The organism is Lentibacillus salicampi (assembly GCF_004565465.1).
Lineage (GTDB): Bacteria > Bacillota > Bacilli > Bacillales > Amphibacillaceae > Lentibacillus > Lentibacillus salicampi.
In genome coordinates, this window is the sequence record NZ_SRHY01000007.1 from 44,948 (window position 1) to 60,801 (window position 15,854).

At 43.4% G+C, this 15,854-nt stretch carries 14 protein-coding genes and 1 tRNA gene; 10 read left to right on the top strand and 5 right to left on the bottom strand.

Annotated elements, in window-relative coordinates:
- Positions 1 to 131: 131 nt before the first annotated feature.
- Entirely contained in the window at positions 132 to 1,793 is a 1,662-nt protein-coding gene (locus E4U82_RS07580) for a glycerol-3-phosphate dehydrogenase/oxidase (protein ID WP_135109603.1), read from the top strand.
- 71 nt (positions 1,794 to 1,864) lie between these two features.
- On the opposite strand, the gene E4U82_RS07585 is transcribed toward E4U82_RS07580, so the two are convergent.
- Positions 1,865 to 2,419: a hypothetical protein gene (locus E4U82_RS07585; protein WP_135109604.1), complete on the bottom strand. Its 555-nt coding sequence runs from the start codon at positions 2,417 to 2,419 to the stop codon at positions 1,865 to 1,867.
- A gap of 133 nt (positions 2,420 to 2,552) precedes the next feature.
- Here E4U82_RS07585 and E4U82_RS07590 point away from each other — a divergent pair, with 133 nt between their 5' ends.
- From E4U82_RS07590 to E4U82_RS07620, 7 genes are all read left to right on the top strand, one after another.
- Entirely contained in the window at positions 2,553 to 3,560 is a 1,008-nt protein-coding gene (locus E4U82_RS07590; protein ID WP_135109605.1) for a tetratricopeptide repeat protein, read from the top strand.
- 99 nt (positions 3,561 to 3,659) lie between these two features.
- Entirely contained in the window at positions 3,660 to 4,613 is a 954-nt protein-coding gene (gene trxB / locus E4U82_RS07595; protein ID WP_135109606.1) for a thioredoxin-disulfide reductase, read from the top strand.
- A 299-nt stretch (positions 4,614 to 4,912) separates the two neighbouring features.
- Positions 4,913 to 5,377, top strand: a complete 465-nt coding sequence (locus E4U82_RS07600) for an NUDIX hydrolase (protein ID WP_135109607.1) — start codon at positions 4,913 to 4,915, stop codon at positions 5,375 to 5,377.
- Between the two features lie 16 nt (positions 5,378 to 5,393).
- On the top strand, positions 5,394 to 6,278 hold the full coding sequence (gene rapZ / locus E4U82_RS07605; RefSeq protein WP_135109608.1) for an RNase adapter RapZ: 885 nt from the start codon (positions 5,394 to 5,396) through the stop codon (positions 6,276 to 6,278).
- 1 nt (position 6,279) lies between these two features.
- Positions 6,280 to 7,242 (top strand): gluconeogenesis factor YvcK family protein, encoded by a 963-nt coding sequence (locus E4U82_RS07610; RefSeq protein ID WP_135109609.1) that lies wholly within the window; start codon positions 6,280 to 6,282, stop codon positions 7,240 to 7,242.
- 37 nt (positions 7,243 to 7,279) lie between these two features.
- Positions 7,280 to 8,233, top strand: a complete 954-nt coding sequence (gene whiA, locus E4U82_RS07615) for a DNA-binding protein WhiA (RefSeq protein WP_135109610.1) — start codon at positions 7,280 to 7,282, stop codon at positions 8,231 to 8,233.
- 124 nt (positions 8,234 to 8,357) lie between these two features.
- Complete coding sequence (locus E4U82_RS07620) at positions 8,358 to 8,615, top strand: HPr family phosphocarrier protein (protein WP_135109611.1); 258 nt, start codon at positions 8,358 to 8,360, stop codon at positions 8,613 to 8,615.
- 75 nt (positions 8,616 to 8,690) lie between these two features.
- On the opposite strand, the gene clpP is transcribed toward E4U82_RS07620, so the two are convergent.
- Entirely contained in the window at positions 8,691 to 9,284 is a 594-nt protein-coding gene (clpP, locus tag E4U82_RS07625) for an ATP-dependent Clp endopeptidase proteolytic subunit ClpP (RefSeq protein WP_135109612.1), read from the bottom strand.
- A gap of 365 nt (positions 9,285 to 9,649) precedes the next feature.
- Here clpP and E4U82_RS07630 point away from each other — a divergent pair.
- Positions 9,650 to 9,723 (top strand) — tRNA-Arg (locus E4U82_RS07630).
- Positions 9,724 to 10,307: 584 nt separating this feature from the next.
- Positions 10,308 to 12,566: a YhgE/Pip domain-containing protein gene (locus E4U82_RS07635; protein WP_135109613.1), complete on the top strand. Its 2,259-nt coding sequence runs from the start codon at positions 10,308 to 10,310 to the stop codon at positions 12,564 to 12,566.
- 185 nt (positions 12,567 to 12,751) lie between these two features.
- On the opposite strand, the gene E4U82_RS07640 is transcribed toward E4U82_RS07635, so the two are convergent.
- The 3 genes from E4U82_RS07640 to E4U82_RS07650 all read right to left on the bottom strand — a co-directional run bounded on the left by E4U82_RS07640 (position 12,752) and on the right by E4U82_RS07650 (position 15,807).
- Positions 12,752 to 14,197 (bottom strand): sodium/proline symporter, encoded by a 1,446-nt coding sequence (locus E4U82_RS07640; protein ID WP_135109614.1) that lies wholly within the window; start codon positions 14,195 to 14,197, stop codon positions 12,752 to 12,754.
- Between the two features lie 188 nt (positions 14,198 to 14,385).
- Positions 14,386 to 15,291, bottom strand: coding sequence for a prenyltransferase (locus E4U82_RS07645; protein WP_135109615.1), 906 nt, complete (start codon positions 15,289 to 15,291; stop codon positions 14,386 to 14,388).
- 18 nt (positions 15,292 to 15,309) lie between these two features.
- On the bottom strand, positions 15,310 to 15,807 hold the full coding sequence (locus tag E4U82_RS07650) for a hypothetical protein (protein ID WP_209300546.1): 498 nt from the start codon (positions 15,805 to 15,807) through the stop codon (positions 15,310 to 15,312).
- Between the last annotated feature and the right edge of the window lie 47 nt (positions 15,808 to 15,854).

Sequence of the window (15,854 nt, forward strand, 5' to 3'; positions counted from 1 at the left end):
GAAGTGGAGAAACCGCAAATAACTGATGATATCTTTTCATTAGTCTGTTTTGCGGTTTCTTTTTTTCGGGAATATATGGAATAGCAGTTATCAGTTTATTAATAGATACAGACGACAAGGAGTGAATGAATATGGCAGTATTTTCAAGTCTTCAGCGGGATACCATTTTTCAGCAAATCGAGCAACAGCCACATGATGTGCTCGTCATTGGTGGCGGGATTACCGGATCAGGTATTGCACTGGATTCGGCTACACGCGGGATGAATACCGCTGTTGTGGAAATGCAGGATTTTGCAGCTGGTACATCAAGTCGTTCAACCAAATTGGTGCACGGCGGGCTCCGTTATTTACAGCAATTTGAAGTAAAGATGGTTGCAGAAATCGGGCAGGAACGGGCGATCGTTTACGAAAACGGGCCGCATGTCACCACACCCGAGTGGATGATGCTTCCATTTTATAAAGGCGGAACGTTTGGTCCATTCACAACAAATGTTGGCCTGCGCGTTTACGATTTTTTGGCACGGGTTAAAAAATCGGAACGCAGGGAAATGCTAAAACCCCAGGAAGCTCTTGAAAAAGAACCGCTTGTTAAACGGAACAATTTGAAAGGGGCGGGTTTCTATGTTGAGTACAAAACAGATGATGCCCGACTGACGATTGAGGTTATGAAAAAAGCGGTCGAGAAGGGTGCCCACGCGGTCAATTATGCGAAAGTCACTGATTTCATTTATGATGGCGGCAAGATATGCGGTGCTGTCGTGGAAGACCAAATCACAGGTGAACAGCATCATATCTACGCGAAAAAAATTGTTAACGCAGGCGGACCATGGGTGGACGATCTGCGGGAAGTCGATGGTTCCAAAAAAGGCAAAACACTTCAGTTGACGAAAGGTGTTCACCTGATATTTCAGAAAGAACGCTTCCCACTGCAGCAGGCAATTTATTTTGATGCACCGGACGGCCGGATGATTTTTGCCATTCCACGAAATAAAAAAACGTATGTAGGGACGACGGATACAAGTTATCAAGGAGACATTGCCCATCCGCAAATGACTGAAGATGACCGTGATTACTTGTTGGATGCGATCAACTATATGTTTCCGTCACTTGATATGACAAAAGATGATGTTGATTCAAGCTATGCTGGATTGCGTCCGTTAATTGCAGAAGAAGGCCAGGACGATCCTGATGAAATCTCAAGGAAAGATGAAGTATTTATTTCAGATTCAGGTCTCATTTCCATGGCTGGTGGGAAACTGACCGGATACCGAAAAATGGCTGAGAATGCTGTGGACACGGTTGTGAAACAGTTGAAAGAAGAAGAAGGTATTTTATATTCTGATTCAGATACAGAGCATTTGCCGATTTCCGGCGGGGAAGTAGGCGGTTCAAACGGATTTCAGCGGTTTAAGGAACAAAAAATAGCTGAAGCTGCTGGCTTAGGCATTGCCGAAGAAACGGCTACATTTCTCATTCAAAAGTATGGCGCCAATATTGACCAGATTTTTGAATTGTATCAGAGCGAAAAAACACGCGCAGAAGAAGTAGGCATTGAACCGATTGTGTTTGCAGAATTGACTTACGCCCTGAAGCATGAAATGACGTACAAGCCGGTCGACTTTTTTGTACGGCGGACTGGGGCACTGTTTTTCGATATTGAATTTGTCAGAGCCCATAAAGATCATGTGATCGACTATATGGCACAGGTTCTGCAGTGGAGTGACCAGCAGAAACAGCGCTATACCGAAGAGCTTGATCAATTACTGTATGAAGCCGTGAATCCGATGAAGTAAATCAGGCGCGAGAGACGCAGTTTTTGCAGCCTCTCGCCCTTTTTTCATTGATGTGGCGATGTTGGCGGAACTCATTTTGTTCCCCCAACATCAACGGTCAAGACGCCAACATCAACGGTCAAGACGCCAACATCAACGGTCAAGACGCCAACATCAACGGTCAAGACGCCAACATCAACGGTCAAGACGCCAACATCAACGGTCAAGACGCCAACATCAACGGTCAAGGCACCAACATCAACGGTCAAGGCACCAACATCAACGGTCAAGGCACCAACATCAACGGTCAAGACGCCAACATCAACGGTCAAGACGCCAACATCAACGGTCAAGGCACCAACATCAACGGTCAAGGCACCAACATCAACGGTCAAAGCGCCAACATCAACGGTCAAGGCACCAACATCAACGGTCAAGGCACCAACATCAACGGTCAAGGCACCAACATCAACGGTCAAGGCACCAACATCAACGGTCAAGACGCCAACATCAACGGTCAAGACGCCAACATCAACGGTCAAAGCGCCAACATCAACGGTCAAGGCACCAACATCAACGGTCAAGGCACCAACATCAACGGTCAAGGCACCAACATCAACGGTCAAGGCACCAACATCAACCCACAAGGAGGCCCCCTCCCCCAAAATTGGGCCCAGGCAGCTTGAACCGTTTCTTATTTTATCAATTCCGTGTATAATTCTTTCAACAATTATGATATACTTTTGTTCGATGAGATTCGACAATAAAGGGGGATGATGTATGCTACAATCAGACAATAATGTGCAAGGAAAAAAGGAGAATATTATCCCCTATATTCCGGACGGTGATTTTTATTTCACAAAAGGTGTCGAAGCGTTTGAAAAAAATAAATTTGATGTCGCTATCAAGTGGCTGCGTAAGGCGATTGAAGCAGTACCGGACAATCCGTTATACCAGTGTCAGATGTCAATTGTTTACACCGAAATTGGGGCTTATCATGCTGCCAATCAGCTGCTGAATGAAGTGCTGCAGGCAACTGCTGAACAATACACCGATTGTTACTACCTGCTTGCAAATAATTACGCCCATTTAGGTCTATTAAGCGACGCCAAAAAATATGCCGAAATGTATCTTAATAAGCAGGAAGATGGCGATTTTCGCGAAGATGCTGAACATCTGCTGGATTTAATGCATAGTGATAAAGAAGAAGGCAATGAATGGGAATTTGATGAAGAAGATGAATTGATTATTTACCAGGACATGGTTTTTCATCATTTGGAAAACAAGGAATGGGAAAAAGCACTCGGGCTGCTTGACGAAATGATGATGTTATTCCCGGATCTTCAATTGGTCAGGCACGATTATACATATGCCTTGTTTTTCTCCGGTTCCCCTGATGAGGCAATCAAAATGGAGCTGGATTTACTGGAGGAGCAGCCTGGTTCACTGCACAGTCACACCAATCTGGCCTTGTTTTATTATGAAACAGGACGGAAAGCGGAATATGAAAGACACATTAAGGGATTACTAAATGTATATCCGATTCATGAACAGCAGAAATTACGAATAGCTGTGACGCTGGCGGCAACTGGTAAATATGAGCAGGCGTATATGCGGTTTGGCAAATTGGCTAAACAGCAGGTGAAAAATCACTTGGCTTATTATAAATGGTACAGCATCTCAGCCTATAAGCTTGGAAGACCATCGAAAGCTCTTTCATTATGGGAAGAAGGATGCCGGAAACATCCGGTGTTGGCAGACGAAGAAGGTCCGTGGAAAACAAGCTGAATCCTGCCTGCAAACGTTGAGCATAAAAGTAGACGAATCCTTGAGTCTTTAATACGATGAATGTGGTTTGAAGATAATAGTTGAGAAAGGGCTGATAATATGGCCGAAGAACGTATGTATGATGTGATTATTGCTGGTGCAGGCCCTGCCGGCATGACCGCAGCGGTCTACGCATCTCGTGCCAATCTCGATACACTGATGATTGAACGCGGCATCCCGGGTGGTCAGGTGGCCAACACTGAAGATGTGGAAAACTACCCCGGTTATGAGCACATATTGGGTCCGGATTTATCCAATAAAATGTTTGAACATGCAAAGAAGTTTGGTGCTGAATACGCTTATGGCGACATCAAAAGCGTGGAGGATCATGGTGACTACAAAACAATCGATGCAGGAAAAAAACAGTATCACACACGCGCACTGATTATCACAACCGGTGCTCAGTATAAGAAACTTGGCGTTCCTGGCGAAGAAGAACTGGGCGGACGAGGCGTTTCATATTGTGCTGTATGTGATGGTGCTTTCTTTAAAGAGAAAAATCTTGTTGTCATCGGTGGTGGAGACTCTGCCGTAGAAGAAGGTATGTATTTGACGCGCTTTGCTGATAAAGTCACGATTGTGCACCGTCGTGATGAATTGCGTGCGCAGAAAATTCTGCAGGACCGTGCTTTTGATAACGATAAAATTGATTTCATCTGGAACACGGAAGCGAAGACCATTAATGGTCCAGATGGTAAAGTCAGTGCGATTTCATTATACAACAATAAAACCGGTGAAGAATACGAGCATCCGATTGATGGCGTGTTCATTTATATTGGCATGCTGCCGCTGAATGAGCCATTCAAATCACTCGGGATCACGAATGATGAAGGCTATATTACGACAGATGAAAATATGGAAACTCAGGTCCCGGGCATTTTTGCGGCAGGGGATATCCGTGAGAAATCCCTTCGCCAAATTGTGACAGCAACCGGAGATGGAAGCATTGCTGCCGAAACTGCACAAAAGTATCTTGAGGATCTTCATGAAGAGTTGAAAGCGACCCAGTCCTGACATGACAGGTTTGTAAGCTCAACTTCACAAAAAGTCATTACTTTTTAACGCCGTTGTAACACGTACGAAACATTAATGGGGTATACTATAATTAACTAATTGACCCCCTTTTAATAATAAATTAGTTCTTTGCAGGTGATGCGTTCACCTGTATTTTTTTGTTCAAATTGGGACAGGGATTCAGACGCTTTGTCCTATTATGTCGAACAACCGTCAATTTATATGGTTGTTGGCTGGATCGAATTCAGTGTATAATGGAAGAAGCGTCATGGTTTTTTAGAGAAAGAAGTGACATAAGAATGCAACGTGTAACGAATTGCATATTGTTAAACGATGATAAAGTTTTATTGCTGAAAAAACCACGCCGCGGCTGGTATGCGATTCCCGGGGGTAAGATGGAGCAAGGAGAATCCATTAAAGAATCTGTGGTCCGTGAATACCGGGAAGAAACCGAACTGGAACTGACAGATCCGGAACTCGCTGGCACTTTTACGTTCCTGGTCTATAGTGGAGAGACAATTGTACAGGAATGGATGATGTTCACGTTTATTAGCCGTTCGTTCACCGGAACATTAGCGGATTACTGCCGTGAAGGTGAACTGCAATGGGTCACACACGACGCTATAAGCAACTTGCCAATGGCTGAAGGGGACAGGAAAATTTTCGACCATGTCCTGGGTTCCAATAAAACGCTATACGGGTCGTTTTCATATACTGAAGACTACGATTTGATTCATTATCGTCTGGATCCACCAGGCCCCTGAAGAGGAGAAATGTATCGTGTCAAACAATGAACAGGAAACAAAGCTGGTGATTATTACCGGAATGTCAGGGGCGGGGAAGACAGTGGCCATTCAAAGTTTTGAAGATCTCGGCTATTACTGTGTTGATAATTTGCCACCCGCATTATTGCCAAAATTTTTGGAGCTCATGAGAGATTCGCGGAATAATATTAAAAATGTGGCGCTTGTCATGGATTTGCGTGGCAGGGAGTTTTTTGACTCGCTTTTCGAAGCGTTGGATATATTAGGTGAAGAGGATTGGCTCAATGAACATATCCTTTTTCTTGATGCCAAAGACGAAGAACTTGTGACACGTTACAAAGAAACAAGGCGCACGCATCCATTGGCAACTGAAGGCTTGCCGTTGAACGGTATTCAGCAGGAGCGGAAAATCCTGGATGAATTGAGAGGCAGAGCGCAGCGAATTATTGATACGACCAATTTGAAGCCGAGGGCATTGCGGGAAAAAATCCTGAAAGCATATACAGAAGACACACAGGACATCTTTTCGGTTCACATGGTTTCGTTTGGCTATAAATATGGGATCCCGATTGATGCTGATCTGTTGTTTGATGTCCGGTTTTTGCCAAACCCGCATTATGTTCCACATATGCAGCCATTGACCGGCCTTAATTCAGAAGTATCGTCCTATGTTTTCAAATGGTCGGACACCCAAAAATTTAATGACAAGGTCTTGGATCTTTTACAGTTCATGCTTCCCCAATATAAAAAAGAAGGCAAGTCACAGCTGGTTGTAGGGATTGGATGTACCGGCGGCCAGCATCGCTCTGTTGCTATTGCTGAGTATTTCGCCAAACAGCTGTCAACACATTACATTACACATGTCAGCCACCGCGACATTGATAAAAGAAAGGGTCATTAATATGGGAAGTGAGAAACAACCAAGTGTCGTCGTCATAGGCGGTGGTACGGGTATGCCGGTGCTTTTGCGCGGGCTGAAAAATTTGCCGATTGACTTGACTGCACTTGTCACAGTAGCAGATGACGGCGGCAGTACAGGACGACTTAGGGATGAAATGTCTATTCCGGCGCCAGGCGACATACGAAATGTGATTGCGGCATTGTCGGATGCTGAGCCGATGCTGCTGGAATTATTTCAGCACCGGTTTACAGTCGGCAACAGCCTGTCCGGTCACTCGATGGGCAACCTGTTGCTCGCGGCTATGACATCTGTTACCGGGAACTTTTTTACCGGTATACAGGAAATATCACGCGTTCTGAACGTTAAAGGAAACATTTACCCAATATCGAATGAGAGCATGTCCCTGCATGCGGAGATGGCAGATGGAACGATTGTTTCGGGTGAGTCCAATATCCCGCTTGCAAACAAAAAAGTAGAAAGAGTTTATTTACGTCCGCAACCGGTTCAACCGCTTCCGGATGCGGTAAACGCGATCCAGCATGCAGATCTGATCGTGGTAGCACCCGGAAGTTTATATACGAGTATTTTACCAAACATGATCATTCCGCAAATTGATGTGGCGCTCAGCAATACCAAAGCCAACGTTGTTTATGTCTGCAACGTGATGACCCAGGCGGGGGAAACGACCGGATACACCGCAGCAGATCACGTGCAGGCGATTCGCAGGCACATCGGTGAAGCGTGTATTGATTCAGTTGTTGTCCATAACGAACCGATTAGTAAACACGTTCGTCAAGTATATGCTGAAGAAAATGCAACACCGGTTATTTATGATACGGATCGTTTGCTTGAAATGGGACTGCAGATTATTGAAGGGGATATAATCGACCCATCACGAACGACGTTACGTCACGATACACAGAAAATAGCCAAACTGCTGTATTCGCTGATTGATAAGGAATAGATCTGCATTTGACGGCTGAGCTCAGGAGGTGTCAGAAGTGTCATTTGCATCGGAAATAAAAAAAGAATTGACAGGCATTGAATTGAATTCATGCTGTCAATATGCTGAACTGTCTGCATTGATCCGGATGAATGGCGTCGTCAATATGTCCGGAAATAGGTACACGTTGGATGTCCAGACGGAAAACGCAGCTATTGCCCGCCGCATATACACATTAATCAAATCACTTTATGACGTATCGATTGAATTGCTTGTCAGAAAGAAAATGAAGCTGAAAAAAAATAATGTCTATATAGTGCGGATGAAACAGGACGTACAGACATTACTCACTGATTTAGGCATTATCGAGGATTCATATACTTTAATTCGAACAATCCCTGATCAGTATTACGCAAAAGACTGCTGTAAACGGTCATACTTAAGAGGTGCCTTTTTGGCTGGCGGATCCATCAACAACCCAGAAACATCGTCTTATCATTTGGAAATTTTCAATTCGTATCAGGAACATAATGATTCTTTGTGTGAATTGCTGAACGAATTTGATCTCCGAGCGAGAAAATTGGAACGGAAAACCGGATATATCACTTATTTGAAGGAAGCGGAAAAAATCACTGACTTTTTAAATGCTATTGGCGCACATAACGCTTTATTCAAATTTGAAGATGTTCGGATTGTCCGGGATATGCGTAATTCAGTCAACCGGCTTGTCAACTGTGAAACAGCCAATTTGAACAAGACAATCGGTGCGGCATTTCGTCAGATTGAAAATATTAAATTGATTAAGGAAACGGTCGGGCTTGAGGCACTTCCGGAGAAATTACAGGAAGTTGCAGCGTTAAGGGTCCAACATCAGGATATTTCCTTAAAAGACCTGGGCGAACATTTATCCAGCGGGAAAATATCCAAATCCGGCGTCAATCATCGGCTGAAAAAAATTGATGCATTCGCCGAAAAATTGCGTGAAGACGGGTTCATTTTGCAACATGAGTAGGCATTCAATATGGTATACTCTATATATGATGAAATAGTAGCGACAGCAAGTGGGTTCATCCCACTGCTGTTTTAGGAAAATGATGAAAACGGTTACAAATAAAACGTTAAGGAGTGTGAGATGGTTGGTTGAGAAATCGGTAAAAGTTGAGCTTGATACAGGTCTCCAGTCAAGACCAGCAGCGCAGTTCGTACAGGAGGCAAATGAGTATACTGCACATTTATTTCTCGAAAAAGATGGCAAGCGGGTGAACGCTAAAAGTATTATGGGGCTGATGAGTCTGGCCATTTCACCGGGTGAGACCATTCAAATGATTGCAGATGGTGAAGATGAGGAAACGGCACTTCATGAGCTGATCGAATTTGTTTCGGATGGAAAGTGAATGAATGTATATGTATGAGTGAAAATATAAAAGGCTGCACCGTATTCGATGCAGCCTTTAAGCGTTATCTTTTATTCATTTTTTATCTGTATTTCGTTCCAGAACTCTGTCAATCAGACCGTATTCAACTGATTTTTCAGCGGACATGAAGTTATCACGGTCTGTGTCACGCTCAATAACCTCCATAGGCTGTCCAGTACGTTCGGAAAGAATTCTGTTCATTTTTTCCTTGATCTGGATGATGCGGCGCGCATGAATTTCAATATCGGTTGCTTGACCTTGAGTACCGCCCAGTGGCTGGTGAATCATAATTTCGCTGTTTGGCAGGGCATACCGTTTGCCTTTTTCACCAGCTGCCAGCAGGAAGGAGCCCATAGATGCCGCCATACCTGTGCAAATCGTGGAAACATCTGACTTAATGAATTGCATGGTATCATAAATAGCCATACCGGCTGTGATGGAACCACCTGGTGAGTTGATGTACAGCGAAATATCCTTGTCTGAATCCTCTGCTTCCAGGAATAAGAGCTGTGCAACAATCGAGTTGGATACATTGTCGTCAATGGCACTTCCAAGCATAATAATACGATCTTTCAATAAACGTGAATAGATATCATATGCGCGTTCTCCACGGTTCGTCTGTTCAATAACTGTCGGTATTAAATTCATATGTTCATCCTCCTCATTTCATTTCAAATTTACCCATATAGTGGATATTCCTATCATAACGAATAGGTCAAAAAAGGTCAAACAAAAACGTCTGGATTGACACGTCCTTTATAACGCAGTGACAACTAATAAAGTTGTTATTATATTATTTACCATCTACCATCATACCCTTAAAAGGTTGAAGATAAAACCTGTTACTGAAAATGATTCATAAAAGTTACCTGTTTATGTATAATAAAGATTTTATTCGGATTTGTATCCGTAAATGTTGTAATCAGAAAATATTGTCTTCTGATAAAACACTTGTCTATTCACGATTTACGTATTATAATATCAATTGTGTCTAAAATGAACAATCGTCATATGCGCTCGTAGCTCAGTTGGATAGAGCACTGGTTTCCGGTACCAGGAGTCGGGGGTTCGAGTCCCTCCGAGCGCACTTAATCACCGTCATGCCGCGCCCTTAAAAGCGGAATCTTCCGGGAAATCCAACTGGAAAAGCGCACGGTTTCAATCGTATATACTGGAAGGCAAGGAGTCCTCTTTTCGTTACTTTTCGGAGTAGTGGAAAGGGCGCTTTTTGTGTTGGCACGGAAAGGCAAGGCAACTTATTAATCGCAGGACGATCTGAATACAGGTGGGGATTACTTGAAGCTTACTTAGGGCTATTTTTCGGAATAACCTTTAAAGTCAGCCTTTTTGTTTGTTCTTCGTTAATTTTCTAGCATTTTTTATGCCAGGTGGTTGTTCCAGCCAATTATGCTGAACCATAATATCAGCTCCGCTTTGGGCAAGCCGAATTATTGCCAGATCATATATCGACGATCAAACAACTTATAAACAGACCTCATTAAAGACCTTTAGTTTTTGTGGCAAATATTTGTTGAAAACAAGTATACTACTAATGAGGAAACGCTAAGGTTTTTCTTTCGATTTTGTTTTCAACATGATGAGTGCTAAAATGTTTAAATATGGAAAAGTGATTAATCCCCAAACTGTCAAAATGATAAAGAAGGTATATACATGAAGAATGGCTGGAAAATTTACTCAAAAGATATGAGGAATATAACACGTAATTGGGTTGCAGCTATGTTGATTGGGGGGCTTATTATATTGCCATCATTATATGCATGGTTTAACATAAAGGCTTCCTGGGACCCATATGGTCAGACCGATCAAATTCCAATCGGTGTTGTGAATAAAGATGCAGGCGGGCAGATCAGGGACGAAAAAATCAATGCTGGTAACGACCTTGTCAATACACTTAAAAACAATGATTCAATGGATTGGCATTTTACAAACCGTGAAAAGGCAATGGAAAGTTTAAAATATGGCGATTATTTTGCTGTCATTGTCATACCGGAGGATTTCTCCGATAACCTGTCAACGGTAATCACAGATAATCCAAAAAAAAGCAAAATGGAATACTATGTAAATGAAAAAATCAATGCCATATCCCCGAAAATAACAGATAAGGGTGCCAGTACGATTGTGGAGCAGATCAGCAGCAACTTTATTTCCACAGTAAATGGCGTTATTTTTGATATGTTTGATGAAATTGGTGTAGAACTGAATCAAAAGCTGCCTGACATTAAAAAATTTGAGGATTATGTTTTTACGATGGAAAAAAAATTACCGGAAATTCATGATTTGGTTTCAAATGGCCTGCAGGATACAAAAGATGCGCAATCTATCATCAATAAAGCGCAAAACATGCTTCCTGAAGCTGAGCGTACAACTAATGAAGGCATTCAAACGGTTAATGAAACAGCTGACTTAATGTCAAAAGCTGAAGGCCGCTTAAATGAAATGGCACCGAAAATGGAGGAGGATTTGAAAAAAGCACAAGGCACTGCTGAAGACATCAACAAACTGCTTAAAGATGCCCAGAATGTGAACATTGATTTCAATAAGGGGCAAGAACTGCAGCAGAGCATTGACAGTTCATTGGAGGATGCAACCAGCCGCATCGGTGAAATAGAGGCAAAGTTGAAGCAGGTGAAGGAAATGAATCAGGAGCAACAGACCGGTGGCGGTGAACATGGCAATGATCAGAATAGTGATGAGGGTTCAACCGGTCAGGAAAACAATAATCAGAACAACAGCCCAAATAGCAGTGCTAATCAGAATCAGGTCATTGATAATGCAATGGAACGATTGAGCAAACTGCGTGGAGCCCTTGAAGAAGCGCAGAAGAATGGTCAAAATATCACAACGTTTATTGAGGATAAAAATCAGGAAATCGATTCCGTTATCACCGATTTAGAAGAATTATCCGGCAATACGGCAAACAGAATAGGAGATTTCCTAAAAGATTATAAAGAAAATATTGAGCCAATAGTCAAACAGAAAATCAACAATGCGCAACAGACACTATCTGATGCAAAAGGGACTTTATCAGAAATCAAGTCAACAATTCCGGAGGTGAGGCAAGTCCTGTCAAATACCGAAAATCATATTGGTGAGGGGCAGGACATGCTGAATACAATTCTTGACGAATATCCGTACGTGAATAGTAAAATCAACGAACTTGCTGGTAAAATTCGTGATATCCAGGGTGAAACAGATATCAATGAAATTATTGAATTATTACAGAACGACCCTGAGGCAGAACGGAACTTTTTTGAGGAGCCGGTCAAGCTGAGCAAGAATGAGCTTTTTCCAATTCCGAACTATGGTTCCGGGATGACCCCATTCTATACTGTTTTGGCTATATGGGTCGGTGGCTTGCTGCTGATTTCCCTATTGGCCGCAGATATTCATGGTGGGGAAGACCTAACCGGCAGGGAGCGTTATATCGGAAAGTTATTTACGTTCCTTACAATTGGATTACTGCAGACACTTGTTGTGACGCTGGGTGATTGGTTTATTGTTGATGCTTACATGGCGCATCCTGTCTGGTTTGTGATATTCGGCCTGCTGATTAGTTTGGTGTTTATGATGATTATCTTCACACTTGTTTCACTTTTTGGCGATGTTGGAAAAGCAATGGTCATTGTCCTGCTTGTTCTGCAAATTGCCGGTGCGGGCGGCACATATCCGGTTGTCTTGCTTCCTGAACTTTTCCAGGCAATCAATCCATTCCTTCCGTTCACTTATGCCATTGATTTAATGCGCGAAGCAGTCGGGGGCATTATATGGAAATCAGCAATATACGATATGGCTATTCTGGGTTTATTTGGACTCGGCTTCCTGTTATTCGGTATCTTGTTAAAAAATGTGGTTAATAAATATACTGACAAGCTGATGAAAAAGTCCAAGGATGCTGGTTTATTCCATTAATGTTTATCGATTTAGAAAAAGTATCAATTAAAAAGCGCATGAATGGTCGGAAAACAAGTTTTTTTTTCCTTTATTGATCGTTGCTACAGCAACGATCAATAAAGTGTAAAGAGAATGTTTTCTAATTTATCGTTACCGAATATTTCATTTATAATCGAAATGAATTCTGAAAAAGGTCGTCTAAATCAGACAGCCGTTTTTTTATTTTTCTTATCCGGAAACATCAGACTGAACAGAATCCCGAAGAATGCTGCGATAAAGAATGTTGAGAATTTGGATGTAATGATGCTGTCAAGCGGTGTGCTGATCCATAATACGGTAAAGACAAAACCGGATAGGATGGTTGCAATCACCCCTGTACTTGAATAACGTTTCCAGAAAAATGTCATCAGGATGGCCGGTGACAATGTACCACCTACCCCGGCCCATGCCCAGCTGACAATCAGATAGACCAGTGATTCCGACGTCAGGGCGATGACCATGCCGATCACACCCGATACGAGAATTGTGATTCGGGATACGAGTAAAAGTTGGCTGTCTGTCAGCCGCATGCCGAGAGCTTTATGGATGATGTCCTCACTGACAGCGCTGGTGAGAACCATTAATTGTGAATTGGCTGTCGTAATGATTGCGGCCAAAATGCCGGCTAGTAACAAGCCTGCTATCCATGGTGGCATCAGGTCAAGGATCATTTGCGGCAGAATGGTTTCCACATCCACAAATGTACCCTGGCTGTACATGGCGATTGCGGCAAGCCCGATCAGAAAAGCTCCGATATAAGCCAAAACCGTCCAGCTGATCGCAACATTTCTTGCCTGTTTGGCTTCTGTTTCGTTTTTCAATGCCATAAATCGCGCGGTTAGTTGCGGCTGACCGCCCAAATAACCGAAGAACCAAGAGAAATTGTTGAAGAACAATATCCCAAGCGCAAACCCGGTCGTCCCCCCAAACCAGGAATTAAACGAATCACCTGCAGACACGAGCGATTGGCTGATGGACAGGTCATTCGTAAAGACATATATAAGTGCGATAACCGGCAACACGCATAACGTGATCAGCATCATGATACTTTGCAGCATATCGGTCCAGACAACGGAGATGAACCCGCCGAAAAAAGCGATGCCCAAGACGACAACAGTTGCCAGTACGATGCCGACTGTCTCATTCATGTTGAAAGATGTGATGAATAGTTTACCGGCGCCTGCCAATTGTGCTCCGACATAGAACATGAAGAATCCGGCAATCAGAATACTGGCCACCCAGCGTATTAGATTGGCCTTTTCCCGGTAGTTGACTGCCAGATAGTCCGGCAATGTGAGCACACCATGTTTATCCGTTTCGTTCATAAACTTTTTTGCTAGAAATATCCATGAAAAAATAATCCCAAAAGCAATACCGATAGCGACCCAGATCCCGGATAATCCGGTCGTGAACACAAATCCGGTGAAGCCGAGGAGCAGCCATGCCGATTCTCCTGTAGCACGTTCTGAGAATGCCAACGCCCATCCCGGCAACTTTTTGCCGCCCAGTAGAAATATAGAATGGCTCATCTTTGTCCGGCTTGTGTAGTAACCAACCCCGATCATAACAATAAAATATACAATAAATTCAATGAGAATAATGTTATTCATATGCCGCCTCCTATTTTGCTTAATGTCTAAAACAAGCTAAACTCAGGAAGCGGTTTCATTATGGCGGAACAAAAATCATCATCATGACACCCCCTCATACCATGTGTATGAGCAGGTATTAGGTGAACATGCACTGTTTTTTCTGATGTGCCGGTCACTTTCCGGATTTTATCAAATAACGTCGGAAGCTACAGCCATATCCCTAATGCAAACAGTAAACCAAACGCCCAATGATGCCATGCTGCCCATTTCATGCCGCTTAGTTCATCAGCCCTTGGTGAGCCTTTTCGGAATGACCAGCGCAAACGGATGGCTGCAGGCAATGCCAGTAAAACAATACCCGAGGAGGAAGGGACGGTATCTGCCATAATTAGTACGAGAACTGTCAGATAGGGCAGAGTCAGTAAAATGTTCAGCAAATGGATGGCATATTTGCGTCCCAGCAGTGTCGCCAGCGTGTTACGGAATGTGTGATCCTTTTTGATGTCCCTGATGTTGTTGGTTAGAATCATGGATGCAATTACAAAGGCAAACGGCAGCGAAACGGCTGTAATTGTCAGATCCAGTGAATATCCTTGAACAACGTAACTTAATATCGTAACGACCGGCCCAAGAAATGTGAAGGCGACTGTTTCACCCAGACCGACGCCGCATAATGGATGTGGTCCGGCAGAGTATAGGTAGCCAAAAATAATACTAGCAACTCCCACAGGTATAATCCAGAAGGTACTTTGCATAGCCAGCCAAATTCCAAGGAGGACAGCAAATCCGAGCATGGTCACCGCGATATATGGCACGATATGGTGAGCGGGTCCGTGCGCTTCGGAAACATCGGCGGTCCATTTATCATGGTCCTGACCATACCGGAAATCGTAAAAATCATTAAACAGATTTGTTGCGGACTGAACCAACAGTGAAGCAGCAAGCATGACGACAAATATGTTAATCCTGAAACTGCCTTGAATCACAGCCAAGCCTGTGCCGGACAATATCGGTGTGATGGACCCGGTCAGTGTTATCGGACGAAACAGCTGAAGGGATGATGCCCGATAATAGTAGACGTTTTTCTTATTATGAACTGCCAACTGTAACATGTCATCCAGCCCCTTAAGTTATAGTGAAATCATCAATATAATCAGCGCTATAAAACCAATTGCTTCAACGGATTCGAGCAGTGCAACTTTTACCAGACTTTTTAACAATGGCTTTTTATCACCGGCATCCGCTTGCATCCATAGATCAATTTTCGAAAACGTGCTGATCGATTGCTGATACCCGACAAAGATCCCCCAAAGCAGTGTCACGGTCCCGATGATGAAAGCTGCAAGCCAAATATTGCCGTATCGGCTATCCCATAAGTCAGACCATTGGCTGAGCGGGCCAAATATAGTTCCCAGCATGACACCAGTGATGATGACGCCGGCGCCGGTTCCTGTTAAAAACTTGTGTGACCATTGCATCAGTGTGAGCAATACGTGGCGTTGCTGTACGAAGGTCATCTTTCGAATGGCAGGATAAACGCCCCAGCCGATAAACAGAATACCGCCAACCCACATGATGGCAAGCAACATGTGCACGAACAAAAGGGTTTGGCGTAGCTCCCATGGCATAATTGATCACCAGCTTTGCTTCATTTGCCTCTATTGTATATCCGCAT

What these genes read in the sequence shown, in the direction of transcription:
- E4U82_RS07580 (WP_135109603.1), top strand. Translation starts at nt 132, where the DNA reads ATGGCAGTATTTTCAAGTCTTCAGCGGGATACCATTTTTCAGCAAATC.
- E4U82_RS07590 (WP_135109605.1), top strand. Translation starts at nt 2,553, where the DNA reads ATGCTACAATCAGACAATAATGTGCAAGGAAAAAAGGAGAATATTATC.
- trxB (WP_135109606.1), top strand. Translation starts at nt 3,660, where the DNA reads ATGGCCGAAGAACGTATGTATGATGTGATTATTGCTGGTGCAGGCCCT.
- E4U82_RS07600 (WP_135109607.1), top strand. Translation starts at nt 4,913, where the DNA reads ATGCAACGTGTAACGAATTGCATATTGTTAAACGATGATAAAGTTTTA.
- E4U82_RS07610 (WP_135109609.1), top strand. Translation starts at nt 6,280, where the DNA reads ATGGGAAGTGAGAAACAACCAAGTGTCGTCGTCATAGGCGGTGGTACG.
- clpP (WP_135109612.1), bottom strand. Translation starts at nt 9,284, where the DNA reads ATGAATTTAATACCGACAGTTATTGAACAGACGAACCGTGGAGAACGC.
- E4U82_RS07635 (WP_135109613.1), top strand. Translation starts at nt 10,308, where the DNA reads ATGAAGAATGGCTGGAAAATTTACTCAAAAGATATGAGGAATATAACA.
- E4U82_RS07640 (WP_135109614.1), bottom strand. Translation starts at nt 14,197, where the DNA reads ATGAATAACATTATTCTCATTGAATTTATTGTATATTTTATTGTTATG.
- E4U82_RS07645 (WP_135109615.1), bottom strand. Translation starts at nt 15,291, where the DNA reads ATGTTACAGTTGGCAGTTCATAATAAGAAAAACGTCTACTATTATCGG.
- E4U82_RS07650 (WP_209300546.1), bottom strand. Translation starts at nt 15,807, where the DNA reads ATGCCATGGGAGCTACGCCAAACCCTTTTGTTCGTGCACATGTTGCTT.